Source organism: Clavibacter tessellarius, from assembly GCF_001618005.1.
GTDB lineage: Bacteria > Actinomycetota > Actinomycetes > Actinomycetales > Microbacteriaceae > Clavibacter > Clavibacter tessellarius_A.
In genome coordinates this window covers 1-24,833 of record NZ_LQXA01000008.1, presented here as the reverse complement: position 1 = coordinate 24,833, position 24,833 = coordinate 1, and the positions used below count along the sequence as shown (strand labels likewise).

Sequence of the window (24,833 nt, the reverse complement as noted above, 5' to 3'; positions counted from 1 at the left end):
GACGACGGCCCGACATCCACCCGACAGCGTGCGCAGGGCGAGCCCGCCCCGCGCGATGAAGCGCGGCGACCCGGGAGATGCGTCCCCTGAGGGATCGATCGAGACGCGACGGCGAGTCTCGATGCTCGTCTGGCAGAGTCGACACATGGCTGACGAGGTGCACATCGACCGGGGAGCCGAAGGAGGACCGCGGACATCGGGCCGCGCATCCGTCGGGCAGTCGATGACCCTCATGGTGATCGCCGTGTTCCTCGCCGCGGGGGTCCAGGCCTTCTCGGGCCTGGAGCTGCTACCGCGTCTGGCTCTCGGAGCGGGCGTCGTGCTCGTCGTCACGTTCGTCGGGTTCCGGATCATCCGACGGCGGAGCCTCCGGGCCGGGAGGCCTCGTCCCTGACGAGCTCGTGCAGGGGGCTGCGGCCTACCCCGCCCCGACCTCCCGGCGGATCGCCGCCGCGAAGCGGTCGATGTCGTCCTCGGTGGTGTCGAAGGAGCACATCCAGCGCACCTCGCGGCGGGCCGGGTCCCAGTCGTAGAAGCGGAACTCGCTGCGGAGGCGGTCGGCGACGCCCTCGGGGAGGATCGCGAACAGGCCGTTCGCCTGCGTCTCCTGCGTGAACTCGACGCCGTCCACGCCGTCGAGCGCGGAGCGGAGGCGCGCGGCCATGCCGTTCGCGTGGCGGGCGGAGCGGAGGTAGAGCGGCACGCCGTCGACCTCGGATCCGAGGAGCGCTAGCAGCTGCGCGCTCACGAACCGCATCTTCGAGGCGAGCTGCATGTTGAGCTTGCGGAGGTAGGTGAGGCCCTCGGACGCCTCCGGATCGAGCACCACGATCGCCTCGCCGTAGAGCAGGCCGTTCTTGGTGCCGCCGAAGCTGACGACGTCGACGCCGGCGTCCGACGTGAAGGCCCGGAACGGCGCGTCCAGCGTGGCCGCCGCGTTGGAGAGGCGGGCGCCGTCCATGTGCAGGCGCATGCCGCGCTCGTGGGCGTGGTCGGCGATCGCCCGCACCTCGGCCGGCGTGTAGACGGTGCCGAGCTCGGTGGTCTGCGTGATGCTCACGGCCAGCGGCTGCGCGCGGTGCTCGTCGCCCCAGCCCCACGCCTCGCGGTCGATGAGCTCGGGCGTGAGCTTGCCGTCCTCGGTGGGCACCTGGAGCAGCTTGATGCCGGCGACGCGCTCGGGGGCGCCGCCCTCGTCGGTGTTGATGTGCGCGGTGGTCGCGCAGACCACCGCGCCCCAGCGCGGCAGCATCGAGAGGAGGCCGGTGACGTTCGCGCCCGTGCCGTTGAAGACGGGGAACGCCTCGGCGCCGCGGCCGAAGTGCTCGCCCACGACCTCCTGGAGGCGGGCCGTGTACGCGTCGCCGCCGTACGCGACCTGGTGCCCGCCGTTCGCGGCCGCGATGGCCTCCAGCACCTCGGGGTGGATCCCGGAGTAGTTGTCGGAGGCGAAGCCGCGGGCGGCGGTGTCGTGGAGGCGGAGGGGGGAGGCGGCGGTGGCGTCGGTCACGTGTCCATCCTCGCCTACGGGCCGTGCCGCCCGTGCGCGTCCGCCTGCGCTGCGACTACGCCGGGAACCCGTGCAGCGCCACGTGCTGCAGCAGGATCACCGTCTTGCCGTCGGCGATGCGGCCGTCGGCGACCATCGCGAGGGCCTCGTCGAGCGTCACCTCGATCCGCTCGATGTCCTCGCCCTCCTCGGCGACGCCGCCGCCCGCGCCCACGACGTCGGCGGGCGCGTACGCGGCGAGGTAGTGGTGCACGCGCTCGGTCACGGATCCGGGGCTCATGAAGAGGTCGAACAGGTGGGTGAGCGCGACGACCTCGACGCCCAGCTCCTCGCGGGCCTCTCGGCGGATCGCGTCCTCCGGGGAGTCCTCGTCGAGGAGGCCGGCCGCGGCCTCGATCAGCATGCCGTCGGGGTGGCCGTTGACGTAGGCGGGGAAGCGGAACTGGCGGGTGAGGAGGATCCGGTGCGTGTCGGCCGCGTAGAGCAGCACGGTGGCGCCGTCCCCGCGGTCGTACGTCTCGCGCTGCTGCTCCTGCCAGGATCCGTCGCGCAGCCGCAGGTCGAGCGTCGTCCGGCGGAGCACGTGCCAGCCGTCGGAGGTGACCTCGACGCGCTTCACGACCACGTCGGGGTTGCGGTCGAGGTCCGTCCCGCGGAGGTGGAGGCCGGTGCGGCCCCGCGAGTCGGGCACGGTCTCACCGGGGCGCGTCATGGGGCGATCCTCCCGGGGCGGGGGCGCGCGGCGCGTCCCCCGGAGGGCGGATCCGCGGGCGGCGACGGCGGGTCGGCGGCGGGACCGGGCCCGGATCAGGCCCGGTGCGACCAGCGGAGGGGCCGGCGCCCGCGGCTCAGGCGCGCCCCTGGAGGATCAGGTTCCAGTACACCCACGGCAGCACGTACCGGTCGGCGAGGAACGTGATGCGGCGCTCCTTCGCGAGGCCCTTCCAGCCGGGGATCGTGGGCTTCGGGCGGTAGCGGTCGTCGAACTCGGCGAACACGACGGTCGAGCGCGAGACGACGAAGGGACACACCGAGTACCCGTCGTAGACCTGCGGCAGGGGCTCGCTCTTGAGCGCGGCGACGAGGTTCTTCGCGACCGTGGTGGTCTGCTGGCGGAGCGCGCCGCCGGACTTCGAGTTCGTGGTGGCCGCCGCGTCGCCGAGCGCCCACACGTCCGGGAAGCGCGGGTGGCGGAGCGTGAGCGGATCCACCTCGACGAAGCCGCCCGTGTCGCCCGGAGCGGCGAGCCCGGTGTCGGCCAACCAGTCGGGCGCGGACTGCGGCGGGACCGCGTGCAGCACGTCGTAGGACACGGTCTCGCGCGACGGATCGTCGAGGCCCTGCTGCGCGGCGTGGTCCGGTCCGAGGAGCGCGCGGGCGCGGTCGACGCCGGCGATCTCCACGGTGCGGGCGTCCGGATCCACGGCGACGAGCTCGCGCCCGTACCGCACCTCGATGCCGTACTCGGCGACCTTGCGCTCGAGCTCGGCGTCGATGAGCGGCATGCCGAACATGGTGGGTGTGGGGACGACCAGCACCACGCGGATGTCGTCGAGCACGCCGAGCGCGCGCCAGTGGTCGCAGGCGAGGTACATGGGCTTCTGCGACGCGCCCGAGCAGGTGCCCGGGCCGTCCGGCTGCGTGAAGACGACCGTGCCGGAGCGCACGTCCCGCAGCACCTTCGACGCCTTGGCGGCGTAGTGGTGCTCGTAGTTGGAGATGCCGACGGGCGAGTCCATCGCCTCGACGAGGCCGGGCACGCGATCCCAGTCCTTCTGGATGCCGGGGCAGACGACGAGCTGCCCGTACGACACCCGCGTGCCGGACGCGAGCGCGACCGTCTTCGCGACCGGGTCGATGCCGGCGACGCGATCCCGGATCCACGTGACGCCCTTCGGCGTGACGGACCCCTGCGGCCGCGTGGCCTGCGACGCGCGCGCGGTGCCGCCCGCGACGTGCGAGAACATCGGCTGGTAGTAGTGGGTGTCGCGCGGCTCGATGACCGCCACGTCGTCGACGCCGTACCGCCGGAGGCGCCCAGCGACCGAGAGACCCGCGTTCCCCCCGCCGATGACGACGACGTCGTGGTGCGGGGTGGTGCCGGGAGCAGCGGTCATGGGCTCAACCTAGGCCCGACCTGCGACATCCGTGCGGGCGTCGGCGGACGGGTCCGCCCCGCGTGCCTCCGTGCCCCGGCTCCTGGCCGGAAAGCGCACGCGCGCCGCCTCCCGCTGGCCGCGCAGCGAAGCGCGGCCGCTCCTGCCTGGAGGATCCCTGGACGTCCGAGACGACCGGGTGGCCCTGCCCGTCTCCTTGACGTGCCGGTCATCCAGTCGGCACCGCGACCCGCATCCGGGGCGCGCCACCGATCACCAGGAGCACCCCATGACCGACGTCACCCCCGCCACCACCAGCCGCAGCGCCGCGAAGCACACCCCCGCGGGCTCCGCCTCGGGCACGAACACGATCGCTGACGGCGTCGTGGAGAAGGTGGCGGGCATCGCGGCCCGCCAGGTGCCCGGCGTCCACGACCTCGGCAACGGCGCCGCACGCGCCGTCGGCGCGATCCGCAACGTCATCGGCCAGCAGGACCGCGGTCAGGGAATCTCCGTCGAGGTCGGCGAGAAGCAGGTCGCGGCCGACGTCATCGTCGTCGCCGAGTACCCCGTCGCGCTGCAGGACCTCGCCGACCGCATCCGTGAGGCCGTCACCGACGCGATCTCCGAGGTCGTCGGCATGGACGTGACCGAGGTCAACGTCACCGTCTCCGACGTGCACATCCCGTCGGACGACGCGGACGAGGACGACGACTCCGCGAAGAGCCGCGTCCAGTAGCACCACCCGCGGGCGGGACCGGGCGAGACCCGGCCCCGCCGCCGCGCGGGCCGAAGCCGGTCCGCGCCTCCCACCGCCGCACCCCTCCGACACCGAGGACAGATCCGATGAGCACGTCCACCACCCCGGCGAAGGCCCCCCGCGACACCCCCGCCCAGGGCCGCGGCCAGAAGGCGGCCGCCGCCGGGAACCGCCCCTCCAACGCCGCCCGCTGGGGCGCCGAGGCGTTCGGCACCTTCCTCCTCGTCTTCGGCGGCGTCGGCACGGCGCTCTACGCGTCGGCCTTCCCCGACGAGGGCAACGCCACCGGCGTCGGCTTCCTCGGGGTCGCGCTCGCGTTCGGCCTCACCGTCATGGCGGGCGTCGCCGCGGTCGGCGGGATCTCCGGCGGGCACTTCAACCCGGCCGTCACCGCCGGCCTCGCGGTCGCCGGCCGCATCGGCTGGCGCGAGGTGCCGGGGTACGTCGTCGCGCAGCTCGTCGGCGGGATCCTCGCCTCCAGCGCTCTCGCCCTCATCGCCGCCGACGGCCCGGCGGGCTACCTCGCCGCGGCCCAGGACGCGGGCTTCGCCTCCAACGGCTTCGGCGACGCGTCGCCCGGCGGCTTCGGCCTCGGCGCGGTGCTGCTCATCGAGGTGATCCTGACGGCCGTCTTCGTCGCCGTGATCCTCGCGGTCACCGCCCAGAAGGCCTACGCGGCCGTGGCGCCGATCGTCATCGGGCTCACGCTCACCCTGATCCACCTCATCAGCATCCCGGTCAGCAACACGTCCGTGAACCCGGCCCGCTCGATCGCGGCCGCCGTCTACGGCGGGCCGGTCGCGCTCGGGGAGGTGTGGGCGTTCATCGTCGCGCCGCTCGTGGGCGCCGCGATCGCCGGGCTCGCGCACCGCGTGCTGACCCGCGCGGCCGACGTGCCCGCCTGATCCGCCCGCCCGCCTGCCTCTCCGCACGTCCAGCCGCCTGACCCGCACCAGCAGCACCCGCATCCGCATCCGCACCCACCGAAGGAGCACCGCCGTGAACGACGCCGCACCCGCCATCCGTCCCGTCGACCTGACCGGCATCGAGGCCGCGCACCCCGAGGGGGAGACCGCCGCGCAGCGCATCGGCGTCGCGGCGGCCGAGACCGCCGCGGGCGTCACCGGCGTGCACCACCTCGGCGGATCGGCCGCGCGGGCCCTCGACGCCGCATCGCGGGCGATCCGCGGCACGAGCACGGGGCCCGGCGTCACCGTGTCGGAGGAACAGGGCGGCACGGTGATCGACATCGACCTCGTGGTCGAGTACCCCGCGCCCGTGCAGGACGTGGTGGACCGGACCCGCGCGCAGGTCGCGCACGCTGCCCGGCAGATCGCACCCGGTCCGGTGCGCGTGAACATCCGCGTGACCGACGTGCACGGCCCGTTCGACGACGAGCAGTCGCCGGCGGGCGCCGCGCTCGAGCGGGCGGAGGACGCCGGGTCCGACGCGCTCGAGAAGGCGGAGGCGGCCGGGTCCGATGCGGCCGACCGCGTGCACGAGGCCTCGGTCGATGCCGCCGATCGCGCCCGGGACGCCGGGGACCGCGCGGGCGACACGGCGAGGGAGGTCGGATCCGAGCTCGCCGGCCGCGCGAGGGCCGTCGGCGCGGTGCTCGCGGACTCCGCGAAGGCTGATGTCGAGGACACTCGCGAGGCGGCCGCGGAGCGCGATGCGGACGCATCCACCCGAGACCGCTCCGTCGAGGACGATTCCACGGCCGCCGACTTCGACACCTACGCCGAGGCGGGTGCGGATGACCCGGACGACCCCGAGGTCCCCTTGGTCGTCGACGAGCGCGCCGACGGCACTACCCGCGTCGAGGTGGACGGCCCGGCTGCCGTCGAGCGGCCCTAGGAGCCGGCCTGCACGAGCCGGCCCGCGCGAGCCAGCCCGCGCGAGCCGCCTCGGCGAGGCGCGGAAAGCCCGCTAGCGCCCGATGCCCTTCAGCGAGCCGGTGGTCTTCCCCGCGGGATCGCCGACGAGGCATGTGACGGTGCGGTCGCCGGTCATCCAGCCCTCGGCGGTGGGCTGGTAGTACGTGTACTCGTAGGCCGAGTCCTGGTAGTCGAAGCCGATGAAGGAGTCGAAGCCCTTGCCGCACGCCTCGTCGGCCTGCGCGTCGACGGGGTCCGCGCCGGGGTAGTCGGACCCGCCCGTGAGGGGCACGTCGCGGTACGCCTCGAAGTCGTGCGGGTCGGAGCACGGCACAGTGCGCACGTCGTGCACCTCCTGCGAGGCCCCGTTCCCGGATTCGCTCGAGAGGCTGTCGACGAGCGACTGGTCCTCGATGCAGTCGCCCTGGCGCAGGTCGAACACGTCGGTCGAGCCGCTCGCGGTGATGGCGCCCTGCTCGTCGCGCGGGGCGTCGTGCGGGAGCAGATCGGCGATCTGCTGCGGCGAGCATCCGCTGAGCGCGGCGGCGACGAGGACGGCCGCGAGCGCGGTGGGCAGGATGGTGCGGCGGGCAGCGGTGGCCATGGTGTCCTCGGGGTGGTGGAGCGGATCGGGTTCACCGTAGCGGGAGACGGGGTCGCCGCGTGCACGCTCGCCACGCCCGCGTCGTCAGCCGAAGCGCGCGCCGGCCGGCCGCGATCGGACGCACGCGCGCCCGGCCGCGTCCGCGGGGGAGCGGACGCGACCGGGCGGTCGTCGAGCTGCGGCCGGGACGCGCGGGGATCAGCCGGGCATCAGCCCTTCAGCGCGTCCTTCAGCTTCACGCGGCTGCCGGTGCGGAGCAGCGAGTTGCTGTAGATGCGGGATCCGAGGGCCACCACCACGGCGGTCGTCGCGATGAGCACGACGAGCGACACGAGCGGCTCCCACCACTCGGCGGTGCCGGTGAACAGGCGCAGCGGCATGCCCACCGGCGCCGAGACCGGGACGTACGACATGATCGTCATCACCGTGGGGTTGTCGTTGAAGAGGATGACCGCGAAGTACGGGATCATCACGAGGTAGGTGACCGGCATGGTCACCGCGCCCACGTCCTCCTGGCGCGACACGAGCGAGGCGGCCGCCGCGAACAGCGAGGCCAGCAGCACGAAGCCGAACAGGAAGAACACGACGAACCACAGCACCGACGGTCCGACGACCGCGAGGAGCGCCGTCTGGTCCGTCACGAGCAGGCCGACGCCGGACATCAGCGCGATGAGGGCGATCTGCGTGAACGCCAGGATGCTGTTGCCGAGCACCTTGCCGGCGAGCAGCGCGCGCACGGGGATCGTCGACATCAGCAGCTCCACCACGCGGGTCTGCTTCTCCTCCACGACGCTCTGGGCGATGATCTGCCCGAACGTGAGCGCCGAGATGAAGAACACGACGCCGAACACGACCGCCATCAGGTAGCCGATCGCGGGGTTGGTCGTCGGCTCCTGGAGCAGCTCGACGCGCGGCGCCTCCGTGAGCGCCTGCACGACGCCGTCGGGGGCGGAGGTGTCGCCGATCACGAGCACGGCGCCGTCGGCCGGGGCCGCGTCGTCGGGCACGACGGCCGCGTCCACGTCGCCGTCGCGCACCATCTGGCGCGCGTCCTCGACGCTGTCGGCGGGCACGCCCTCGAGGCCGGATGCGCGGTCGACCGCCTGCGTCGCCGCGCCGACCACGGCCACGCGCGTCGTGTCGCCCCCGGTCTCGCGGCCGGCGAGGAAGCCCGAGACGACGATGGAGGCGAGGACGCCGATCAGGAGGATCGCCGTGCTGATGAGGAACGACTTGCTGCGCAGGCGCATGCGCACCTCCCGGCCGGTGACGAGCATCGTCGACTGGCCGAACGTGGGGGCCTGGCCCCGGGCGTCGCCGCGGCTCGTGCTGGGCGCGGTGGACGTGGTGCTCACTGGACGACCTCCTGGAAGATCTCGCTGAGGGTGGGGCGGCGGCGCGTGAAGCTCGTGACGGATCCGCGGGAGACGGCCTCGGCGAGCACGCGCTGGCGCGCGGCGTCGTCGGCCTCGAAGAGCACGTAGCCGCCGTCGAACTCGACGACCTCGACGCCGGGCACGTCGCGCACCCATCCGCCGTCGCCGTCGATCTGCAGCTCCGTGAGGGGGCGGCTGTGCTCGTCGCGCAGCTGCTCGCGGTCGCCCGATGCGCGGATCCGGCCCTCGGCGATGACGACCACGTCGTCGCAGAGGCGCTCCACGATGTCGAGCTGGTGCGAGGAGAACAGCACGGGCACGCCCTGCGCGGCCCGCTCCGTGAGGACGCCGAGCACGTTCTCGACCGCGATCGGGTCGAGGCCCGAGAACGGCTCGTCGAGCACGAGCACCTCGGGGTCGTGCACGAGGCTCGCGGCGATCTGCGCGCGCTGCTGGTTGCCGAGCGACAGCGACTCGATGGCGTCGTTCCGGCGCTCGCCGAGTCCGAGCCGCTCGAGCAGGCGCTCGGTGCTCGTGGTCGCATCGGCCGCGGACATGCCGTGCAGGCGGCCGAGGTACACGATCTGCTCCTGCAGCTTCATCTTCGGGTACAGCCCGCGCTCCTCCGGCATGTAGCCGAACGTGCGGCGGCTCGAGGTGCCGAGGTCGGTGCCGTCGAGCGACACCGTCCCGGAGTCGGGCGTGAGCACGCCGAGCATGATGCGCATGGTGGTGGTCTTGCCGGCGCCGTTGCCGCCGACGAAGCCGGTCAGCCTCCCCGGCCTGACGGCGAAGGACACGTCGTCGAGGACGCGGCGGTCCCCGAACGATCGCGTGACGTTGTGGACTTCGAGCACGGAGGGCCTCCTCGGTGGGCGTGGGTGATCCGTGCTACTCACGCTAGGTGCGGGGCTGCGCCGGGGAGTCCGCCATGAGGGGGAACCCGGAGGGGGACGGGACGGGGGCACGTGGACCCCCGATCTGGGGCGCCGCCGCGCCTGGCTCGACGCGGGCGCCGCTCCTAGGGTCGGACCATGCGCATCGCCACCGTCGTCCAGGCCGTCGCCGACGGGGTCGGCGCGGCCGGCCTCGTGCTCTTCGCGCTGATCGCCACCGACATCGGCACCCCGCCGCTGGCCCTGAGCGGGCTCGCGCTGGTGACGCTGTCGCTCGTCGTGCGGGTGGCCGCGCTCATCCAGGTGCGCCGCGGGCTCGAGCGCGTGGCCACGCGTCGCGGGGCGTGGCGCTGGTGGATCCACGCGCTCTGGCTCGTGCAGGCCGTCGCCTTCGTCGCGGGCCTGGTGCTCGCGCACTCGTCGGTCGGCCCCGTGGCCGCCGCCGTGCTCGCGGGCGTCGCGGTCGCCCTCGCGTCGGTCGCGCTCGCCGGGGGAGCCGCGCGGCAGCCCGGACGCCCGGCCGGCTTCGTGGACTCGGCCGCGATCACCGCCTACGCGTAGCGGGTTCTGCGGCGGCGTCCTCGGCGGATCAGCTCGCGCCCGGCACCACGATCCCGCGCTCGTACGCGAACACGACCGCCTGCACCCGGTCGCGCACGCCGAGCTTCAGCAGCAGGCGCGAGACGTGGGTCTTCACGGTGGCCTCGCCGAGGTAGAGACGCTCGGCGATCTCCGCGTTGGCGAGGCCCTCGGCGAGGAGGCGGAGCACCTCGAGCTCGCGGTCGGTGAGGGTCTGGACGCGCGGGTCGGTGGGGATCGCGGGCGTCGCGGCGGGGGCGGTCCCCTCGTCGGATCCGCGGGGTGCGCCGGGACCGTCCGATGCGCCGGATCCGCCGGGCGCTGCGGGTCCGCGGCCGAAGCGCTCGATGACCCGGCGCGTGACGTCGGGCGAGAGCAGCGCGTCGCCGCGCGCGATCACGTGCACGGCCTCCACGAGCGACTCGGGCGACGCGCTCTTCAGCACGAACCCGCTCGCGCCCGCGTCGAGCGCGGTGAAGAGGTAGTCCTCGCGGTCGAACGTGGTGAGCATGAGGACGCCCGCCCGGATCGCCGGGTCGGCGACGATGCGCCGCGTGGCCTCGAGGCCGTCGACGCGCGGCATCTGCACGTCCATGCAGATCACATCGGGCGCGAGCGCGGCGGCCAGGCGCACGCCCTCCTCGCCGTCCGCGGCCTCGCCGACCACCTCGATGCCGTCCTCGCTCTCGAGGATCACGCGGAAGCCGGCGCGCACGAGCGCCTGGTCGTCGACGAGCAGGACGCGGACGGCGGCGGATACGGCGGTGGTGGGGCCGGTCGGATCGGCGGTCATGCGCGGGTCTCCTCGGGGACGGATGCGGGTTCGGGTGTGGATGCGGGCTCGATGAGGGACGCGGGTGCGGATGCGGCCTCCGGCTCGGAAGCGGGCGCGGGGACGGTCACGTCGATGGGGACGGGCATCGGCACGGGCGGCACGGCCAGGGCCGGCGACGTGGGCACCGAGGCGCGCACGAGGTAGCCGCCGCGGGCCTTCGGGCCGATCTCGATGGATCCGCCCACCGCCGCCACGCGCTCCCGCATGCCGCGCTGACCGAGCCCGCCGGGCCCGTTCCGCACGGGACCCGCCGCCGCCGAGGCCGCGGCCCCCGCGGGCCCGGCGTCGCTGACCTCCACCTCCACGCGGTCGGCGAGGTAGCGGAGGCGGAGGTCGACGCGCGCGCCCGTGCCCGCGTGCTTCCGCACGTTCGTGAGCGACTCCTGCGCGACCCGGTAGACGATGAGGTCGACCGTGGGCGTGAGCGGCCGCGGGGTGCCGACGACGTCGAAGGCGACCTGGAGGCCCGCGCCGGACGCATCCGCCACGAGCTCGGGCAGTTGGCCGACGCCGCGGGTGGACGCGGTGCGGGTCGGGTCGGCGGCGTCGTCGTCGTGCCCGGCGGATCCCTGGCCGTCGTCCTCTTGCCGGAGCGCGACGAGCATGCGGTGCAGCTCCTCGATGGCGCTGCGCGCGTTGTCCTCGACGATGCCGAGGGAGGCGGCGGCCTTGTCGGCGTCCCGCGCGAGCACCCGGCGCGCGGCGCCCGCGTGCACGCCCATCACCGAGACGTGGTGGGCGACGACGTCGTGCAGCTCCCGCGCGATGCGCACCCGCTCGAGCGTGACCGCCTGCTCCGCGACCCGCTCCCGCTCCGTCGCCAGCTCGGCCGTGCGCGTCTCGAGCGCGCAGCGGTCGCGCGCCGACGCCCACGCGCGGTCGCCGAAGTACCAGGCGCCGCCGAAGTAGAGGAGGTTCGTGATGATGGAGATGAGGCCGGCGGCGACGGGCGCGGGGATCCAGGCGTCGGCCGGCGCGCGCTCGAACGTCGACCTGGCGAGCGAGTAGAAGCCCGAGGTCTGCAGCAGCGAGCCAAACAGCCACGCGAACATCGCGACGACGATGACGCCGCGCACGATGTTGGCTCGCAGGCGGTTCCTGCCCCAGGCGCCCAGCGAGTACATGGCGATGAACATGGCGATGTTGGAGAAGAGCACCTCCGGCACGAACTGGTATGCGCCGATGACGAAGGTCGCGCCGAGCACCAGCGTCACCGCCTCCGGCTGGAGGCGGCGGAAGGCGAGCGGGACGCACATCAGCACGATCCAGGCGGCGATGACCCACATCGCGGGCCGCGAGGGGTACATGCCGAGCGCGTAGTACTGCATGACGCTGAAGGTGGTGAGCACGAGCATCACCGCGGCGAGCATCAAGTCGAACCGCAGCCCCGCCCGCTCGGGTCGCGGGCGCACCCAGAACCGGTCGACGGGGTCGAGGGCGGCGTCCGGGGCGACGCCGGCGTGGGCGGAGGGGGCGCTCATCCGGCCACGCTATCGGCGGGCGGGGCAGGGCGCGTCCGCCGATCGGGGGAACCGACCGGGGAGCGCGTCCGCGTCCGCATCCGCGCTATCGCCCCGCGGACGATCCGGTGAGGTAGATGTCCGGCTTCGGCGGCGTGCCCATGCCCTGGCCGATGAAGTAGCTCGCCTCGGGCGGCTGGTCGTAGCCCGTGTTCTGCCACGCGACGCCCAACCGGTAGACCGGATCCTGCATCAGCGTGCGGAGCCGCATGTCCGACTGGTCGGTGGTGGAGTAGATGCGCAGCTCGCTCGAGTCGGCGCTCCGCCACACGAGCTCCTCGCGCCAGTCGCCCATGAGGTCGGCCTGGAGCATGGGGTTGCCCTTGGTGCCGTTGTCGGACAGGGCGCCCTCGGCGCGCAGGAGCGGCCTCTCGGTGGCCGTCTTCCAGTCCCACTTGGAGATGGTGGGCGTGCCGGCGCCGATGGAGGGGTCGTAGTCGTCGTCCACGATCTCGCGGAGCGGATCCCCATCCCACCAGGCCGTGAAGTCCGTGCCGGGCATGCGGTTCGCGATGAGCTGGCCGTCGGCCGTGCGGAGCTGCGGATGGTCGCGGCCGTCGGATCCGACGCCGGACGCCCACGCCTCGGCGCCGGCATGACGCGGATCCACGTCGGCGGCCGAGCCGCGCCCGGTGTCGTGGTCGCCCGGGATGCTCCACAGGATGCGGCCCGTGCGGGCATCGCGCATGGTGGCGGCCCGGTTGCCCGAGTGCGACATGATCTCGTGCACCGCGAACACCTCGTAGCCCGGGTTGCCGGGCACGAGGTCGCCGACGTGGAGCGCGTCGCCGTGGCCGAGGCCCGTGCTGTAGAGCAGCTTCCCGTCGTCGTCGACCGTCATGGATCCGTAGACGACCTCGTCCCGGCCGTCGCCGTCGACGTCGGCCACCGCGAGGTTGTGGTTGCCCTCGCCGGCCGCCGCCGAGTTCCCGGGCGCGCTGCTGTCCAGCTTCCAGCGCTCGACGAGATGGCCGGCACGCAGGTCGTACGCCGTGACCGCGGTGCGCGCGTAGTACCCGCGGCCCACGACGAGGCTCGGGTGCTGGCCGTCGAGGTACGCCGTGGCGGCGAGGAAGCGCTCGGAGCGGTTGCCGTACGCATCGCCCCACGAGGTGACGACGCCGCGCGGCGGGTCGTAGTCGACGGTGTCGATGGCGGCACCCGTGAGGCCGTCGAAGACCGTGAGGAACTCGGGGCCGGTCAGGTCGCGGCCGTCGGAACCGCGGTGATCGACCTGGCCGTCGCCGATGACCGTCCCCTGGCCGTCGACCGAGCCGTCGGCCGTCTTCATGGCGACCTCGGCCCGGCCGTCGCCGTCGTAGTCGTAGACCTGGAACTGCGTGTAGTGGGCACCGGCGCGGATGTCGGGGCCGAGATCGATGCGCCACAGCCGCGTGCCGTCGAGCCGGTAGGCGTCGAGGAGCACGGGGCCCGTGTAGCCGCCCTGGCTGTTGTCCTTGGAGTCACTCGGATCCCACTTCACGAACAGCTCGTACTGCCCGTCGCCGTCGGCGTCGCCGACGCTCGTGTCGTTCGCGCTGTAGCTGTAGGTCTCGCCGGCGGGGGTGACGCCGTCGGCAGGCCGGTCGAGCGGCACCGATGTGTAGGGGCTCGTGCGCACGCCGAACGATGCGGTGACGGGCGTCTCGACCCCGTGGAGCACGCTCGAGACGACGTAGTGCGAGCCGGCGCCGCCGCCCGGGTCGGTCATGTCGGTCGCGTGCGTGAGGGGCGACGGCGTGATCCGCGTGCCGTCGCGATCGACGACGAACGCGATGGCGTCGGGGTCGGTGCCGAGCATCCGCCACGACAGGTGGACGCCACCGGGCACCGCGGCGGCCTCGGGAGCGCGGTCGAGGCGCTCCATCTGGCGCGGGCCGTGGGACGCGGCGACGGCGTCGGTTCCCGAGGCCGCGGCGCTCGCGGGCGCGGCGGCGGGCAGCTGGGCGATCCCGACGGCACCGGCGACGAGCGCGGCGAGCAGGGCTGAGCGGAGGGCGGTGCGGGGGCGGGACATGGTGCCTCCGGGCAGGTGGGGACGGACGGGCGTCGTGCAGCGGGGCGGGTCGCGCGCGTCGCGCGGGAGGTCGACGGATCCAGGATCCGGTCGAGGTCGTCAGGGTACGGCCGCGCGCGTGCCGGTCGGGAAGGCCGTCCCCAAGCCGGGCACGTCGCGCGGACGGCCGCTCGGACCGTGCTCCCGCGGACATCCGGATGGGCCGCATCCGTCAACCAGTGACACACTGGGGGGACGGGTCCAATCGCCCGGCCGTCCTCCCGCACCGACGCGGATCCGTCCTCGAGCGCCCGCCCCGCGTCGAGCCGCGTGACCGCCCGGTCTTGCGGCCCCCGTCTGCTGCGTCCGCCGAGCCGGATCCCGCCTGCACCACCGCCGACGCCCGCGTCGGAACGAAAGGACCCCATGTCCGACACCACCGCATCCGCTCGTCCCGCGGCGCGCGGCACCGGCGCGCCCGACGCCGGTCGTCCGTCCGCCCCCGTGGTCTCCCGCCGTGCCTGGCAGGCGCTCATCGTGCTGCTCGCGGGCATGTTCATCGCGCTGCTCGACACGACCATCGTGAACGTGGCGCTGCCGACCATCCGCACGAGCCTCGACGCCTCCGAGTCGACGCTGAGCTGGATCATCTCCGGCTACGCGCTCGCGTTCGGCCTCGCGCTGATCCCCGCGGGCCGCCTCGGCGACCGCTACGGGCACAAGTGGGTGTTCGTGACCGGCATCGCGCTCTTCACGCTCGCCAGCCTCGCGTGCGGTGTGGCTCAGGACGACCTCCAGCTCGTGATCGCGCGCGTGGTGCAGGGGCTCGCCGGCGGCCTGTTCGTGCCCGCGGTGACCGCCTTCATCCAGCTGCTGTTCCCGCCGCAGGCGCGCGGCAAGGCGTTCGCCATCATGGGCGCCGTCATCGGCGTCTCGTCCGCGCTCGGCCCGATCGTGGGAGGCCTGATCATCCAGGCCGCGGGGGAGGAGTCGGGCTGGCGCCTGGTCTTCTTCGTGAACCTGCCCGTCGGCATCGCCACCGTCATCGCCGCGATCTTCCTGCTCCCGAGCCGCCGCGTGGCCGAGGAGGTCGCGGGCGACGTGCGCGCGCAGTCCGGCCAGCGCGCGGGTGCGCAGCAGAGCGGGACGGCCGCCGCGAAGCCCGCCGCGTCGGGCGTCGACCTCGTCGGCATCCTGCTCGTGAGCGCCGGCCTCGTGGCCCTGCTCGTGCCGCTCATCGACGGCCAGGACCAGGGCTGGCCGCTCTGGACCTACCTCTCCCTCGCGGGCGGCGTCGTGCTCCTCGCGCTCTTCGGGGCGTGGGAGGTCCTCCAGACGAAGCGCTCGAAGGGCGTCCTCGTGCCGCCGCACCTGTTCACGCACCCCGCCTTCACGGGCGGAGTGATCCTCGCGATGGTCTACTTCGCGGCCTTCACGAGCATCTTCTTCACCATCTCGATCCTGTGGCAGTCGGGCCTCGGCAACTCCGCGCTCGAGTCCGGCCTGGTCTCCATCCCGTTCGCCATCGGCAGCATCGTCGGCTCCTCGCAGAGCAACCGGCTCACGAACCGCCTCGGCCGCACCGTGCTCGTGATCGGCACCGCGCTCGTCAGCGTCGGCCTGATCTGGCTCTGGCTCGTGCTGCTCAACACGGCCGCGGCCGATCTCAACAGCTGGATGCTGCTCGTCCCGCTGCTGCTCGCGGGCATCGGCAACGGCCTCTTCATCGCCCCGAACGCGCAGTTCATCGTCGCGACGGTCGACCCCGCCGAGGCGGGCGCGGCCTCCGGCGTGATCGGCACCGTGCAGCGCGTGGGCTCGGCGGTCGGCATCGCGGTCATCGGCAGCGTGCTGTTCGCGGGCGTGGCCGGCGCCGGGATCCGCGGCCCGCAGATGGTGCCGCAGGCGTTCACCGACGCGTCGGCGTCCGCCATGGGCGTCAGCGCGATCTTCGCGGTCGTCGCGTTCGCGCTCGTGTTCGCCCTGCCGCGGCGGGTGTCGCGCGGGCACTGACCCCGCGCCGCTCGACCCTCTCGCCGATCCGGATCCGTCCGGGTCGGCGAGAGCCGTCTCCGCGGGTGCGTACCTCTTTCCATGCGGCGCTGCGGATCCGCTCCCGCAGCCGCCCGAGCGCGTCCTCGGCGCCGCGCAGCACGGAGATGTGGCCGTCGTCCGGGCGGATCACGAGCTCGGCGCCCGGCACGCGGTCGGCGAGCCAGCGGGGTCGACAGCCCGGTCGCCGACCGCTCGCGGTGACAGGATCGGGAGATGGAGCCCCACGAGCGCGCGGACCCGGATGCCCGGACCCGGCGGGCCGAGCGCGCGGAGCTGGCCGAGCTGCGACGCCGGGTGTACGGGCCGGGGAGCGACGCAGATCCGGCGGACCTCGCGCGGCTGCGCGTGCTCGAGGCGCGCACGGCGGATGCCCCGGTCGTGACACGGACGGACGCGGCGGCATCCGCACCCGGACGCGGCGTCGGCGCGGGCGTCGCGGATGCCGATGCGCGACGAGCTGTCGCCTACGCCGCCCCCGCCGACACCAACACCGCGGGCGGCTCAGCCGACGACGACGCCGACGCGCCCTCCGCCCGATCCCGCCCGCGCGCCGCCCTCCGCCTCGCGATCCTCTGGGCCGCCTCCGTCGCCGCGGCCGTCGCCGTCACCGCGGTGATCGTCGCGACGGTCACCGCTCCCGTCGGGCGCGAGGTCGCGGTGGTGCGCTTCGACCCGGACCAGGAGCTGCCCGTCTACATGCGCGACTACTTCGGCGGCGCGGAGACGGGATCCGCCCGCTTCCACGGCCTCACGCTCGTGCGCCTCGAGAACGACCGGTCGGCGTACCCGCAGGTCCGCGCGGAGTGCCTCTCGGTGCAGCCGTCGCGCGCCGCGCTCGGCTCCACCGAGGGCGGCGGATGCGCGGCGGGCGCGTTCGGCGCGTCCGCGCAGTTCGTCGTCGGCATCGGCGCGCCCGAGGAGCTGCGCGACGAGTACCCGGTGGGCACGGCCCTCCTCTTCGACCTGCGCGGCGACGCCGTCCACGTGCGGGTCGACGACTCGGGGCGCGTGCCGTCGCCGACCCGCACGCCGAGGTAGCGTCAGGCCGGGCTCGACTTCAGCAGCCGGGTCACCGCGATCATCGCGCCGCCCACCACCGCCGGGATGCCGCCGCCGGGGTGCACCGATGCGCCGACGCGCCACAGCCAGGGCTTCCAGGGGTCGTTGTAGGAGGGGCGGTGGAACGGACCGCTCAGCCACGGCGGGCGCGCCGCTCCGTAGAGGGCACCGTGCGGCTCGCCGCCGACGCCGTAGTAGCGCGGATCGAGGATCGTGGTCTCGTCGAGCAGGTCGGTGAGCGGCCCGTCGAGCCCCATCGCCGCCGAGACGCGGTCGACCTCGCGCCGCACGAAGGGGTGCTCGGCCGTGTAGCGACCGCCGTCGGCGGGCGCGGTGAGCAGGATCCCGACGGTGCTGCGCGGGTTCGGGTACACCTCCCCGGCGCGGTACTGGTTGACGAACACCATGGTGTCCGCCGGCTCGTCGCCCGCCTCCAGGCTGCGGTGCAGCGCGGCCGGCTTCGTCGGCAGCACCACGCTGTGCGTCGCGATGCGCGCCGGCAGCTCCTCGCGCAGCACGCCGTACACGGCGACGGCCGAGCAGGAGAGGATGCGCGGACGCCGGCGGGGGAGGGCGGGGATCCGCGACGGGCCCATCAGCGCGGCGAGCCGGTCGGCGTCCAGGGCGCTGACGACGAGGTCGGCGGGGTGGCGCCCGGCCGCGGTGGTGACCCACCCGGGCTCGATGCGGGTCACGGCCTCGCCGACACGGACCTCGACCCCGGCCGCCTCGGCCAGCCGCCCCAGCGCGAGCACGATCTCGAAGACCCCGCCGCGGGGCACCCACGCGCCGGTCTCCGCCATGATCGCCGGCATGCTCGCGTAGAGGGCCGGCGTGCGCGAGGGCGAGACGCCCGCGTTGAGGGTGTGGATCGCGATGATCTCGCGCAGCCCGTCGGGCAGCCAGGTCAGGCTGTCGAGGTACGCCCGCGTCGTGAGGCGCGAGCCGTAGACGCCCAGCAGCCGACGTACGGCCGGGAGGGCTGCCCGGTCCGTGGGGTCGGCGAGCAGCAAGGCGGTCACGTCGTCGGCGAGGGGCGCGTGGATCTCGGAGAACCGTCGCCAGGCGGGGTACCAGGGGTGATCGGGCGCCACCGGCAGCGAGGTCTCGTCGCCGTCGAAGTAGTAGCGGCCCACCTCGGGCATCCGCACCAGGTCGAGCGCGCCGTCGCCGCGGATCCGATCGGACGCGTGCCCGTCGTCGCCGAGGCGTCGCAGCAGCTCATCCCACACCGCCGGGAACGTCACCAGCGACGGTCCCGTGTCGACGCGGTCCTCGCCCAGCTGGATGCGACGGCTCTTGCCGCCGAGCTCGGCGGAGGCCTCGAGCAGGGTCACGCGGTGGCCTGCGTGCGCGAGCAGCGCGGAGGCGGTGAGCCCGCCCATCCCGCCGCCGACCACGACGATGCGGCTCACGGGTAGCCTCCGAACACGATCGCGACCAGGAGCAGCACCCCGGCCAGCGTCCCCGCGATGTACGGGAAGGCGACCGACAGGCGGTAGAGGCGGTGGCCGGTCTGCGGCGTCGGGTCGCGCAGCAGGGACACCACCAGGATGCCGGCGATCAGCAGGTCGAGCGCCGCCACGGGCACGCTCACCACGGCGAACAGCGCCGTCGAGGCGATCCACCAGGCCCCGCTCCACAGGGCCGTCCCGCGCGGGCCGAGCCGCACCGCGGTGGTGGTGATGCCCGCGTCGCGGTCCTCCACGATGTCCTGCACCGCGTCGAACGCGTGCTTGGCCACGCTCCACGCCATGAGGCCGAGGGCGGCGGGCCAGACCGGCGCCACCCCGAGGGCGGCCGGCACGATCACCAGCGGCAGCGCGTAGGCGGCGTTGCTCAGCGAGTCGAGGAAGGGCCGGGCCTTGAAGCGCAGCGGCGGCGCCGAGTAGAAGACGAACACGCCCGCGTAGAGCAGGATCGCCGCGTTCGCGAGCGGCGGCAGCACCAGGAGGAAGTAGACGAGGAACGGGATGTTGAGGACGGCGACACCCCCGGCGATGAGCCGCACCTCGGACGGCCGGATCCGGGCGCCCTCGAGGGAGCCCTTGCGGGGGTTGGTCGCATCCGTGTCCTGGTCGTAGACGTCGTTGACGCCGTAGATGAGCAGGTTGAACGGGAGCGTGAGCCACAGGATGAGCGGCAGGGCCCGCAGGTCGAAGAGAGCGCCCGTGAGCCAGACGGCCACGAGACCCGACCCGATGGTGTTGATCCAGAGCACCGGCCGCGAGATGAGCACGAGGCGGCGCACGGCCACGGCGATCTCGGCGGGCGCGGTGCGCGGCATGCGCTCACTGCCATCGGTCACGACATCGACCGTACGCCGTGGACGTGGGCGACGGCCTTACGGCTTCCGGGCCCAGACTGGGCGGATGCGCCTGATGCTGCTCACCGCCGGCACCCGAGGAGACGTGGAGCCCTTCGCGGCCCTCGCCCGACACGCCGCATCCCGCGGTCACGAGGTGCGGCTGGCCCTGCCCGACGACGGGGTCGCGCCCGAGGGCGTCGACTGCGTGCGCCTCGACCTGGACGTGCAGCGCGTGCTGACCCCGGCGAGCCGCACCCCCTGGGCCATCGCGCACCACCTGCGCACGGAGGTGCGGCCCGCGATGCAGCGGACGATCGTCGCCGCGGTCCGTGAGACGGTCGCCTTCGAGCCCGATGTGGTGGTCCACCACCCCCTGATCCTCAGCGCGCCGATGGTGGCGGATGCGCTCGGCGTCCCCCGCGTGGTCGTGGAGTTCGCGCCGGTCGCCACCGCCAGCGCCCGCTTCCCCGCGGCCGGCGGTCCCACGGCCACCCGCGACCTCGGCGCGCACAACCGGTCCACGTACGCCGTGCCGCGCGCCATCGCCCGCTTCTTCGACGGCGACGTGGCGCGCGCCGCGGCCGAGCTTCCGGGCGGTCGCCGCCCTGCCCGGCGCTCGCCGTCGCGCGCCACGCTCATGGCCGCGAGCCCCGCGCTGCTGCCCCGGCCCGACGACTGGCCGGAGCGCGTGCATCAGACGGGGGCCTGGTACGCGGAGGCGCCGACGGCGTCGCTCGACCCGGCCGTCGAGGAGTTCCTGGCCGGCGGGCCCGTCGTCGTCGCGTCCTTCGGCTCCATGGCGAAGGGGCACGCGGAGGCCCGCGGGCGCGCGATCGTCACGGCCGCCCGCTCCCACGGCCTGCGCGTGCTGGTCCTCACCGGGTGGGGCGGGCTCGCGCTGCCGACGGAGTGCCGCGGCCCCGACGTGCTGGTGACGCGGTCGGCGCCGTTCGACCGGGTGCTGCCGGGCGCGGCGCTCGCCGTGCACCACGGCGGGGCCGGGACCTCGCACGCCGTCGCCCGGGCCGGGGTGCCCGCCGTCGTCGTCCCCTTCATGGCCGACCAGCCGTTCTGGGGCGCCCTGCTGCACCGTCGGGGGGTGGCGGCCGCCCCGATCCCGCTGCGCCGCCTGTCGGTCGACGCGCTCGTGCCCGCGATGGGCGAGGCCCTCAGCCGGCGGGAGCGGGCTTCCGAGGTGGGCGCGCTCATGCGGCAGGACCGCGGGGTGCATCAGGCGGTCGAGGTGCTCGAGTCCCTCTGAGGCGGGCGGTCAGCCGAGGATCGCGCGCATCCGCTCGTAGAACGGGGCGGGGTCGCCGGCCAGCGAGTCCTTCACCATGCGGCTCCAGTCGTCGACGACCACCTCGACGGATCCCGCGGCCACGCCGTCGAGTGCGGCCCGGGCCACGTCCCGCGGGGCGATCATCGGGCCGTCGTAGCCGGCCATGATGTCGGTGTCCGCCGCGCCGAGGTGCACGCCCTGCACGAGGGTGCCCTGCCCGGCGAGCTCCAGCCGCACCGCGTTCGTCATGTTCCACTCGGCCGCCTTCGCCGCCGCGTAGCCGCCGTTGGCGGAGGTCGAGAACCACGAGAGCGCCGACAGGATGTTGACGATCCCGCCCCCGCCGTTCGCGGCGAGCACGGGTGCGAAGGCGCGGATCACGCCGAGCGTCCCGTAGAAGTGGGTGTCCATCTCGCGGCGGATCTCCGCCATGTCGCCCGTGATGAGCGCGGCGCCCGTGGAGATGCCCGCGTTGTTGATCACGAGCGACACGTCCGACGCGGCCTCGGCGGCGGCGGTCACCGACGCGGGGTCGGCGAGGTCGAGGCGCAGCACCTCGACGCCGGGGATGTCGATCGCCTCGGGCCGGCGCGCGGTCGCGTAGACCTTGCGGGCGCCGCGCTCGAGGAGCTCCTCGACGAACGTGCGGCCGATGCCGCGGTTGGCGCCGGTGACGAGGGCGACCTGATCCTGGATGTCCATGCGTGCTCTTCCTCCTGCCGCCCGCGTCGTTCGCGGAGTGCGGCGCGGCCTACGCTAGGAGTTGACGTCGACGTGAAGGGCAAGTCCGCCCGCGAGATCGACGTCTCCGACGGATCACGAGGGAAGAGGGCGGCATGCTGCGGATCGGCGACGTGGCGGGACGAGCGGGCGTGAGCACCCGGGCGCTCCGGTACTACGAGGAGCAGGGCCTGCTGCCGGCCGAGCGCACCACGAGCGGCCAGCGCGTCTACCCCGAGGCGGCGGTGGAGCGCGTGCAGCTCATCCAGCGACTGTTCGCCGCGGGCCTCCCGAGCCGCACGATCCGCCAGCTGCTCCCGAGCGTCGACAGCGGCGTCGCGGCGCCCGAGTCCCTCGCGCTCCTGCGCTCCGAGCGCGACCGGATCACCGCGGCCATCGCCGAGCTCGAGCGCGCCCGCGAGGAGCTCACCCGCGTCATCGACATCTGCCTGCACCCGACGCCCGAGCACTGCCCGGCGCTGCGCGAGGGCGGGGCGGCGCACGCGGAGGTCGTGGCGGCCTCACGGAGGTGGGGCCATCCCGGCCCCGAGGGTGATGGCAGAACGCTCGCCATGCGTCCACCGGTGAGGGGGCCCGTCCCCGGTTCTGCTCCGCTGCCGTGTGCGGCGAGTCGGGCAGCAGTCAGCTGGATCCGGCGATGACGGTGGTCAGGCATATGGTCTGCCGCTGGGACATGGTGGGGAGGGGTGCTGTTGATCAAGCGGCTCGGTGCGGTCGCGGCTGTGGCTGTCGTCTGCGGAGCACTGGCGGCTGTGATCGTGGGGCTCTTCGTGCGCCGCATCGTAGACGAGGCGTTCGTGCGGGACTTCTGGACGGGGCCTCCTGCTGCGGGCATCTTCACCCTGATCGGAGCCGGCTTCGCCTATGGGGCCGCGACGGTGGCGGCGCGGGTGTCGCGACGGTCGGCGGAGCGCCAGGAGTGGTGGGATCGCGCGAAGTGGGCTCTCGACCTCGTCATGTCGTCGGACGAGGCGGATCGTGAAGTGGGGCTCGCCGCGATCGAGGTGCTCGTAGCGGAGGCGACGACCACCGAGGCGGAGATGATCGACGCCGTGACGTCGTCGTCTCGGTTGGACGAGGAGCGGAGGGGCAGCGTGGTATCTGCGTCCGGCGCCCATCCACCTGAGGTGGACACCATCCCCACACGCGCTGACAATGGATGAAGGAGGTACCGCCGTGACGATGGAGCAGAGGAACCCAAGCCCGAGCGCACTCGAGAAGCGCATCCAGGCCGGTGAGGCCGACCCCATCAGCGACGCAGAACGGGCATCGGCCGCCCGGATCCGGATCGTGGTCGACAAGAAGCGCGGCCGGAAGACCGAGGACTGGATCAAGAAGCTGGCCACGAGCGCGTAGCTCGCGATCGACACGAGAGGGACCCCGCCGCACGGCGGGGTCCCTCTCGTCGTGGCGGACACGCTGGCCGGAACGTCGCATGCGACGGTTCGGGACCGATGGCGCCCCTATGGCCGCTCGTCCACCACGCCCACGAACCGGCTGCCGATCCCGTCGACCTCGCGGCGCGCGAGGCCCAGCGCGGGCTCGGGGAGCTCGTCGGGGGAGTGCCGCTCGCAGGAGAGGTAGCTGAACTCCGGCCACCACTTCTTCGGGCGCACGGCCTCCGTGAAGCCGCACACCTCGCACGTGAGCTGCACCCAGACGGGCCGCTTGCCGGTGGCGTTGGCGCGGGACTGCGCGAGCCAGGCGGGCGGATCCTGGTCCATCGCGGCGATCTCGGACTCCGGGACGCGCCCCGGGATGCCGTGGCGCGTGGCCATCTCCAGCGGGATGCCCAGCCGCAGCGCGGCCTCTCGTCTCGTGATCATGTCGGTCCAGGGTACGCGGCGAGGCCCCTCGCCTGAGCATCGGCCGAACTGGATTGCGCACAACCTAGTTTCGTGGCAGGGTCGGAGCATGACCCCGACCGACTCCTGCGCCCCCGCCGACGAGACCGCGCCGCCCGCGCGCATCGCCGACGAGCTGGTCTGCTTCTCGCTCTACACGGCGTCGCGGTCGACCACGCAGGCCTACCGCGCGCTCCTCGCGCCGTGGGGCCTCACCTACCCGCAGTACCTCGTGCTGGTGCTGCTGTGGTCGGGCGACGACCGCACGGTCACCGAGCTCGGGCAGCAGCTCGATCTCGACTCGGGCACGCTGTCGCCGCTGCTCGCGCGGATGGAGGAGGCCGGCTTCATCGTCCGCCGCCGGATCTCCGCCGACCAGCGCGTCGTCACGGTGTCGCTCGCCGAGCGCGGGCGCACCGTGCGGGTCGATCTCGCGCACGTGCCCGCGGCGATCATCCGCGGCATGGGCCTCGACCTCGAGCGCGCCCGTCAGCTGCTCGCCACCCTGCACCTGCTCACCGCGGGCATGCAGGAGACCACGACCGAGGCGCTCGCGCAGCCGTGGACTCGGCCCGCCGAGGCATCGGCCCGCACCCCCTGATCCGCACCACCCACCTCAGAATCCCGGCCGCCGCGCGCGGCCACGAACGGAAGGAACCGACATGGACGCCCTGTACACCGCGGAGGCACTCGCCACGGGAGCCGGCCGCAACGGCCGCGTCGCCGTCAGCGACAGCGACCTCGCCCTCGACCTCTCCATCCCCAAGGCCATGGGCGGATCCGGCGAGGGCGCGAACCCCGAGCAGCTCTTCGCCGCTGGCTACGCCGCGTGCTTCCACTCGGCGCTCCAGGGCGTCGCGCGCGGCCGCAAGGTCTCGATCGCCGACTCGAGCGTGGGCAGCCGCGTGAGCATCGGATCCAACGGGCAGGGCGGCTACCAGCTCGCCGTGCACCTCGAGGTCGTCATCCCCGGGGTCGAGCACGACCTCGCGCAGGAGCTCGCCGACCAGGCCCACCAGGTCTGCCCCTACTCGAACGCGACCCGCGGCAACATCGAGGTCGTCGTCACCGTCTCGGACGACTGATGGCCGGCCTCACCCGCACGTCCTTCCCGCGCACCGCCGCCCGCGTGGTGCTCGGCTCGTTCCTCGCGTTCGCCGGCGTCTCGCACCTCACCGTCGCGCGGGAGGAGTTCCGCGCGCAGGTCCCGAAGTCGCTGCCGGTACCCGAGGACGTGACCGTCATCGGATCCGGCGTGGCCGAGATCACGCTCGGCTCGGCCCTGCTGTTCGCGCGCTCGCGCCGCGGCCTCGCGGGCTGGGCGGCCGCCGCGTTCTTCACGGCGATCTTCCCGGGCAACATCGCGCAGTACGTCCACAAGCGCGACGCGTTCGGCCTCGACACCGACGCCAAGCGCTTCCGCCGCCTGTTCTTCCAGCCGGTGCTCATCGCGGTCGCGCTGTGGTCGACGGGGGCGCTGAAGAAGCGCTGACCC

At 73.9% G+C, this 24,833-nt stretch carries 27 protein-coding genes; 14 read left to right on the top strand and 13 right to left on the bottom strand.

Features of this window, described 5'->3' with window-relative positions:
* The first annotated feature begins 145 nt into the window (after positions 1-145).
* Positions 146-394: a hypothetical protein gene (locus tag AWH51_RS15995; protein ID WP_131798091.1), complete on the top strand. Its 249-nt coding sequence runs from the start codon at positions 146-148 to the stop codon at positions 392-394.
* Positions 395-418: 24 nt separating this feature from the next.
* Here the strand turns inward: AWH51_RS15995 and AWH51_RS01775 are convergent, their stop codons facing one another.
* From AWH51_RS01775 to AWH51_RS01765, 3 genes are all read right to left on the bottom strand, one after another.
* Positions 419-1,510, bottom strand: coding sequence for a threonine aldolase family protein (locus AWH51_RS01775; protein WP_063070423.1), 1,092 nt, complete (start codon positions 1,508-1,510; stop codon positions 419-421).
* A 55-nt stretch (positions 1,511-1,565) separates the two neighbouring features.
* Positions 1,566-2,222 (bottom strand): NUDIX domain-containing protein, encoded by a 657-nt coding sequence (locus AWH51_RS01770; RefSeq protein ID WP_063070422.1) that lies wholly within the window; start codon positions 2,220-2,222, stop codon positions 1,566-1,568.
* A 136-nt stretch (positions 2,223-2,358) separates the two neighbouring features.
* Positions 2,359-3,627: an NAD(P)/FAD-dependent oxidoreductase gene (locus AWH51_RS01765; protein ID WP_063070421.1), complete on the bottom strand. Its 1,269-nt coding sequence runs from the start codon at positions 3,625-3,627 to the stop codon at positions 2,359-2,361.
* A gap of 268 nt (positions 3,628-3,895) precedes the next feature.
* Between AWH51_RS01765 and AWH51_RS01760 the strand changes: the two genes are divergently transcribed.
* The 3 genes from AWH51_RS01760 to AWH51_RS01750 all read left to right on the top strand — a co-directional run bounded on the left by AWH51_RS01760 (position 3,896) and on the right by AWH51_RS01750 (position 6,223).
* The gene (locus AWH51_RS01760) at positions 3,896-4,345 is read left to right on the top strand and encodes an Asp23/Gls24 family envelope stress response protein (RefSeq protein ID WP_063070420.1); all 450 of its coding nucleotides are present in this window, start codon (positions 3,896-3,898) and stop codon (positions 4,343-4,345) included.
* Positions 4,346-4,452: 107 nt separating this feature from the next.
* Positions 4,453-5,271: an aquaporin Z gene (gene aqpZ, locus AWH51_RS01755; RefSeq protein ID WP_081234773.1), complete on the top strand. Its 819-nt coding sequence runs from the start codon at positions 4,453-4,455 to the stop codon at positions 5,269-5,271.
* A 94-nt stretch (positions 5,272-5,365) separates the two neighbouring features.
* Positions 5,366-6,223 (top strand): Asp23/Gls24 family envelope stress response protein, encoded by an 858-nt coding sequence (locus AWH51_RS01750; RefSeq protein ID WP_063070419.1) that lies wholly within the window; start codon positions 5,366-5,368, stop codon positions 6,221-6,223.
* Positions 6,224-6,295: 72 nt separating this feature from the next.
* On the opposite strand, the gene AWH51_RS01745 is transcribed toward AWH51_RS01750, so the two are convergent.
* From AWH51_RS01745 to AWH51_RS01735, 3 genes are all read right to left on the bottom strand, one after another.
* Entirely contained in the window at positions 6,296-6,847 is a 552-nt protein-coding gene (locus AWH51_RS01745) for a septum formation family protein (protein ID WP_063070418.1), read from the bottom strand.
* A 209-nt stretch (positions 6,848-7,056) separates the two neighbouring features.
* A complete protein-coding gene (locus tag AWH51_RS01740; protein ID WP_063070455.1) occupies positions 7,057-8,124 on the bottom strand; it encodes an ABC transporter permease in 1,068 nt (355 codons plus the stop codon).
* 74 nt (positions 8,125-8,198) lie between these two features.
* A complete protein-coding gene (locus tag AWH51_RS01735; protein ID WP_063070417.1) occupies positions 8,199-9,080 on the bottom strand; it encodes an ABC transporter ATP-binding protein in 882 nt (293 codons plus the stop codon).
* Positions 9,081-9,257: 177 nt separating this feature from the next.
* Here AWH51_RS01735 and AWH51_RS01730 point away from each other — a divergent pair, with 177 nt between their 5' ends.
* Positions 9,258-9,680 (top strand): hypothetical protein, encoded by a 423-nt coding sequence (locus AWH51_RS01730; RefSeq protein WP_063070416.1) that lies wholly within the window; start codon positions 9,258-9,260, stop codon positions 9,678-9,680.
* A 28-nt stretch (positions 9,681-9,708) separates the two neighbouring features.
* Here AWH51_RS01730 and AWH51_RS01725 read toward each other — a convergent pair whose 3' ends face one another.
* The 3 genes from AWH51_RS01725 to AWH51_RS01715 form a co-directional block, all read right to left on the bottom strand.
* Complete coding sequence (locus AWH51_RS01725; protein ID WP_063070415.1) at positions 9,709-10,491, bottom strand: response regulator; 783 nt, start codon at positions 10,489-10,491, stop codon at positions 9,709-9,711.
* On the bottom strand, positions 10,488-12,014 hold the full coding sequence (locus tag AWH51_RS01720; RefSeq protein WP_081234771.1) for a sensor histidine kinase: 1,527 nt from the start codon (positions 12,012-12,014) through the stop codon (positions 10,488-10,490). The genes AWH51_RS01725 and AWH51_RS01720 overlap by 4 nt, the downstream gene beginning before the upstream one ends.
* A gap of 85 nt (positions 12,015-12,099) precedes the next feature.
* Positions 12,100-14,070 carry a rhamnogalacturonan lyase gene (locus AWH51_RS01715; protein ID WP_063070414.1) on the bottom strand — a complete coding sequence of 657 codons (1,971 nt, stop codon included), beginning with the start codon at positions 14,068-14,070 and terminating at the stop codon, positions 12,100-12,102.
* Positions 14,071-14,475: 405 nt separating this feature from the next.
* Between AWH51_RS01715 and AWH51_RS01710 the strand changes: the two genes are divergently transcribed.
* Both AWH51_RS01710 and AWH51_RS01705 read left to right on the top strand, forming a co-directional pair.
* Entirely contained in the window at positions 14,476-16,062 is a 1,587-nt protein-coding gene (locus AWH51_RS01710; protein WP_175345446.1) for an MFS transporter, read from the top strand.
* Between the two features lie 255 nt (positions 16,063-16,317).
* Positions 16,318-17,142: a hypothetical protein gene (locus AWH51_RS01705; RefSeq protein ID WP_063070413.1), complete on the top strand. Its 825-nt coding sequence runs from the start codon at positions 16,318-16,320 to the stop codon at positions 17,140-17,142.
* 2 nt (positions 17,143-17,144) lie between these two features.
* Here the strand turns inward: AWH51_RS01705 and AWH51_RS01700 are convergent, their stop codons facing one another.
* Both AWH51_RS01700 and AWH51_RS01695 read right to left on the bottom strand, forming a co-directional pair.
* Positions 17,145-18,578 carry a phytoene desaturase family protein gene (locus tag AWH51_RS01700; RefSeq protein ID WP_063070412.1) on the bottom strand — a complete coding sequence of 478 codons (1,434 nt, stop codon included), beginning with the start codon at positions 18,576-18,578 and terminating at the stop codon, positions 17,145-17,147.
* On the bottom strand, positions 18,575-19,471 hold the full coding sequence (locus tag AWH51_RS01695) for a UbiA family prenyltransferase (protein ID WP_254654430.1): 897 nt from the start codon (positions 19,469-19,471) through the stop codon (positions 18,575-18,577). Before AWH51_RS01695 ends, AWH51_RS01700 begins: the two co-directional genes overlap by 4 nt.
* Positions 19,472-19,535: 64 nt before the next feature.
* On the opposite strand from AWH51_RS01695, the gene AWH51_RS01690 reads away from it, so the two are divergent.
* The gene (locus tag AWH51_RS01690; protein ID WP_063070410.1) at positions 19,536-20,732 is read left to right on the top strand and encodes a glycosyltransferase; all 1,197 of its coding nucleotides are present in this window, start codon (positions 19,536-19,538) and stop codon (positions 20,730-20,732) included.
* A gap of 9 nt (positions 20,733-20,741) precedes the next feature.
* On the opposite strand, the gene AWH51_RS01685 is transcribed toward AWH51_RS01690, so the two are convergent.
* Positions 20,742-21,455 (bottom strand): SDR family oxidoreductase, encoded by a 714-nt coding sequence (locus AWH51_RS01685; protein WP_063070409.1) that lies wholly within the window; start codon positions 21,453-21,455, stop codon positions 20,742-20,744.
* A gap of 134 nt (positions 21,456-21,589) precedes the next feature.
* Here AWH51_RS01685 and AWH51_RS01680 point away from each other — a divergent pair, with 134 nt between their 5' ends.
* From AWH51_RS01680 to AWH51_RS01670, 3 genes are read left to right on the top strand one after another with little or no spacing between them, the layout of a single operon-like run.
* Positions 21,590-22,135 (top strand): MerR family transcriptional regulator, encoded by a 546-nt coding sequence (locus AWH51_RS01680; protein WP_254654429.1) that lies wholly within the window; start codon positions 21,590-21,592, stop codon positions 22,133-22,135.
* A 45-nt stretch (positions 22,136-22,180) separates the two neighbouring features.
* Positions 22,181-22,657 carry a hypothetical protein gene (locus AWH51_RS01675; protein ID WP_254654428.1) on the top strand — a complete coding sequence of 159 codons (477 nt, stop codon included), beginning with the start codon at positions 22,181-22,183 and terminating at the stop codon, positions 22,655-22,657.
* Positions 22,658-22,670: 13 nt separating this feature from the next.
* Positions 22,671-22,850 carry a hypothetical protein gene (locus AWH51_RS01670; RefSeq protein WP_254654438.1) on the top strand — a complete coding sequence of 60 codons (180 nt, stop codon included), beginning with the start codon at positions 22,671-22,673 and terminating at the stop codon, positions 22,848-22,850.
* Positions 22,851-22,957: 107 nt separating this feature from the next.
* Here the strand turns inward: AWH51_RS01670 and AWH51_RS01665 are convergent, their stop codons facing one another.
* Positions 22,958-23,320 (bottom strand): hypothetical protein, encoded by a 363-nt coding sequence (locus AWH51_RS01665; protein ID WP_063070407.1) that lies wholly within the window; start codon positions 23,318-23,320, stop codon positions 22,958-22,960.
* Positions 23,321-23,408: 88 nt separating this feature from the next.
* On the opposite strand from AWH51_RS01665, the gene AWH51_RS01660 reads away from it, so the two are divergent.
* The 3 genes from AWH51_RS01660 (at position 23,409) to AWH51_RS01650 (ending at position 24,830) form a co-directional block, all read left to right on the top strand.
* Complete coding sequence (locus tag AWH51_RS01660) at positions 23,409-23,939, top strand: MarR family winged helix-turn-helix transcriptional regulator (protein WP_063070406.1); 531 nt, start codon at positions 23,409-23,411, stop codon at positions 23,937-23,939.
* A 61-nt stretch (positions 23,940-24,000) separates the two neighbouring features.
* Positions 24,001-24,423, top strand: coding sequence for an organic hydroperoxide resistance protein (locus AWH51_RS01655; protein ID WP_063070405.1), 423 nt, complete (start codon positions 24,001-24,003; stop codon positions 24,421-24,423).
* Positions 24,423-24,830 (top strand): MauE/DoxX family redox-associated membrane protein, encoded by a 408-nt coding sequence (locus AWH51_RS01650; RefSeq protein ID WP_063070404.1) that lies wholly within the window; start codon positions 24,423-24,425, stop codon positions 24,828-24,830. The genes AWH51_RS01655 and AWH51_RS01650 overlap by 1 nt, the downstream gene beginning before the upstream one ends.
* Positions 24,831-24,833 lie beyond the last annotated feature (3 nt).

Coding starts and splice junctions, on each gene's coding strand:
- AWH51_RS15995 (WP_131798091.1), top strand. CDS start 146: ATGGCTGACGAGGTGCACATCGACCGGGGAGCCGAAGGAGGACCGCGG.
- AWH51_RS01770 (WP_063070422.1), bottom strand. CDS start 2,222: ATGACGCGCCCCGGTGAGACCGTGCCCGACTCGCGGGGCCGCACCGGC.
- AWH51_RS01765 (WP_063070421.1), bottom strand. CDS start 3,627: ATGACCGCTGCTCCCGGCACCACCCCGCACCACGACGTCGTCGTCATC.
- AWH51_RS01760 (WP_063070420.1), top strand. CDS start 3,896: ATGACCGACGTCACCCCCGCCACCACCAGCCGCAGCGCCGCGAAGCAC.
- aqpZ (WP_081234773.1), top strand. CDS start 4,453: ATGAGCACGTCCACCACCCCGGCGAAGGCCCCCCGCGACACCCCCGCC.
- AWH51_RS01745 (WP_063070418.1), bottom strand. CDS start 6,847: ATGGCCACCGCTGCCCGCCGCACCATCCTGCCCACCGCGCTCGCGGCC.
- AWH51_RS01740 (WP_063070455.1), bottom strand. CDS start 8,124: ATGCTCGTCACCGGCCGGGAGGTGCGCATGCGCCTGCGCAGCAAGTCG.
- AWH51_RS01730 (WP_063070416.1), top strand. CDS start 9,258: ATGCGCATCGCCACCGTCGTCCAGGCCGTCGCCGACGGGGTCGGCGCG.
- AWH51_RS01725 (WP_063070415.1), bottom strand. CDS start 10,491: ATGACCGCCGATCCGACCGGCCCCACCACCGCCGTATCCGCCGCCGTC.
- AWH51_RS01720 (WP_081234771.1), bottom strand. CDS start 12,014: ATGAGCGCCCCCTCCGCCCACGCCGGCGTCGCCCCGGACGCCGCCCTC.
- AWH51_RS01715 (WP_063070414.1), bottom strand. CDS start 14,070: ATGTCCCGCCCCCGCACCGCCCTCCGCTCAGCCCTGCTCGCCGCGCTC.
- AWH51_RS01710 (WP_175345446.1), top strand. CDS start 14,476: ATGTCCGACACCACCGCATCCGCTCGTCCCGCGGCGCGCGGCACCGGC.
- AWH51_RS01705 (WP_063070413.1), top strand. CDS start 16,318: ATGGAGCCCCACGAGCGCGCGGACCCGGATGCCCGGACCCGGCGGGCC.
- AWH51_RS01690 (WP_063070410.1), top strand. CDS start 19,536: ATGCGCCTGATGCTGCTCACCGCCGGCACCCGAGGAGACGTGGAGCCC.
- AWH51_RS01685 (WP_063070409.1), bottom strand. CDS start 21,455: ATGGACATCCAGGATCAGGTCGCCCTCGTCACCGGCGCCAACCGCGGC.
- AWH51_RS01680 (WP_254654429.1), top strand. CDS start 21,590: ATGCTGCGGATCGGCGACGTGGCGGGACGAGCGGGCGTGAGCACCCGG.
- AWH51_RS01665 (WP_063070407.1), bottom strand. CDS start 23,320: ATGATCACGAGACGAGAGGCCGCGCTGCGGCTGGGCATCCCGCTGGAG.
- AWH51_RS01660 (WP_063070406.1), top strand. CDS start 23,409: ATGACCCCGACCGACTCCTGCGCCCCCGCCGACGAGACCGCGCCGCCC.
- AWH51_RS01655 (WP_063070405.1), top strand. CDS start 24,001: ATGGACGCCCTGTACACCGCGGAGGCACTCGCCACGGGAGCCGGCCGC.
- AWH51_RS01650 (WP_063070404.1), top strand. CDS start 24,423: ATGGCCGGCCTCACCCGCACGTCCTTCCCGCGCACCGCCGCCCGCGTG.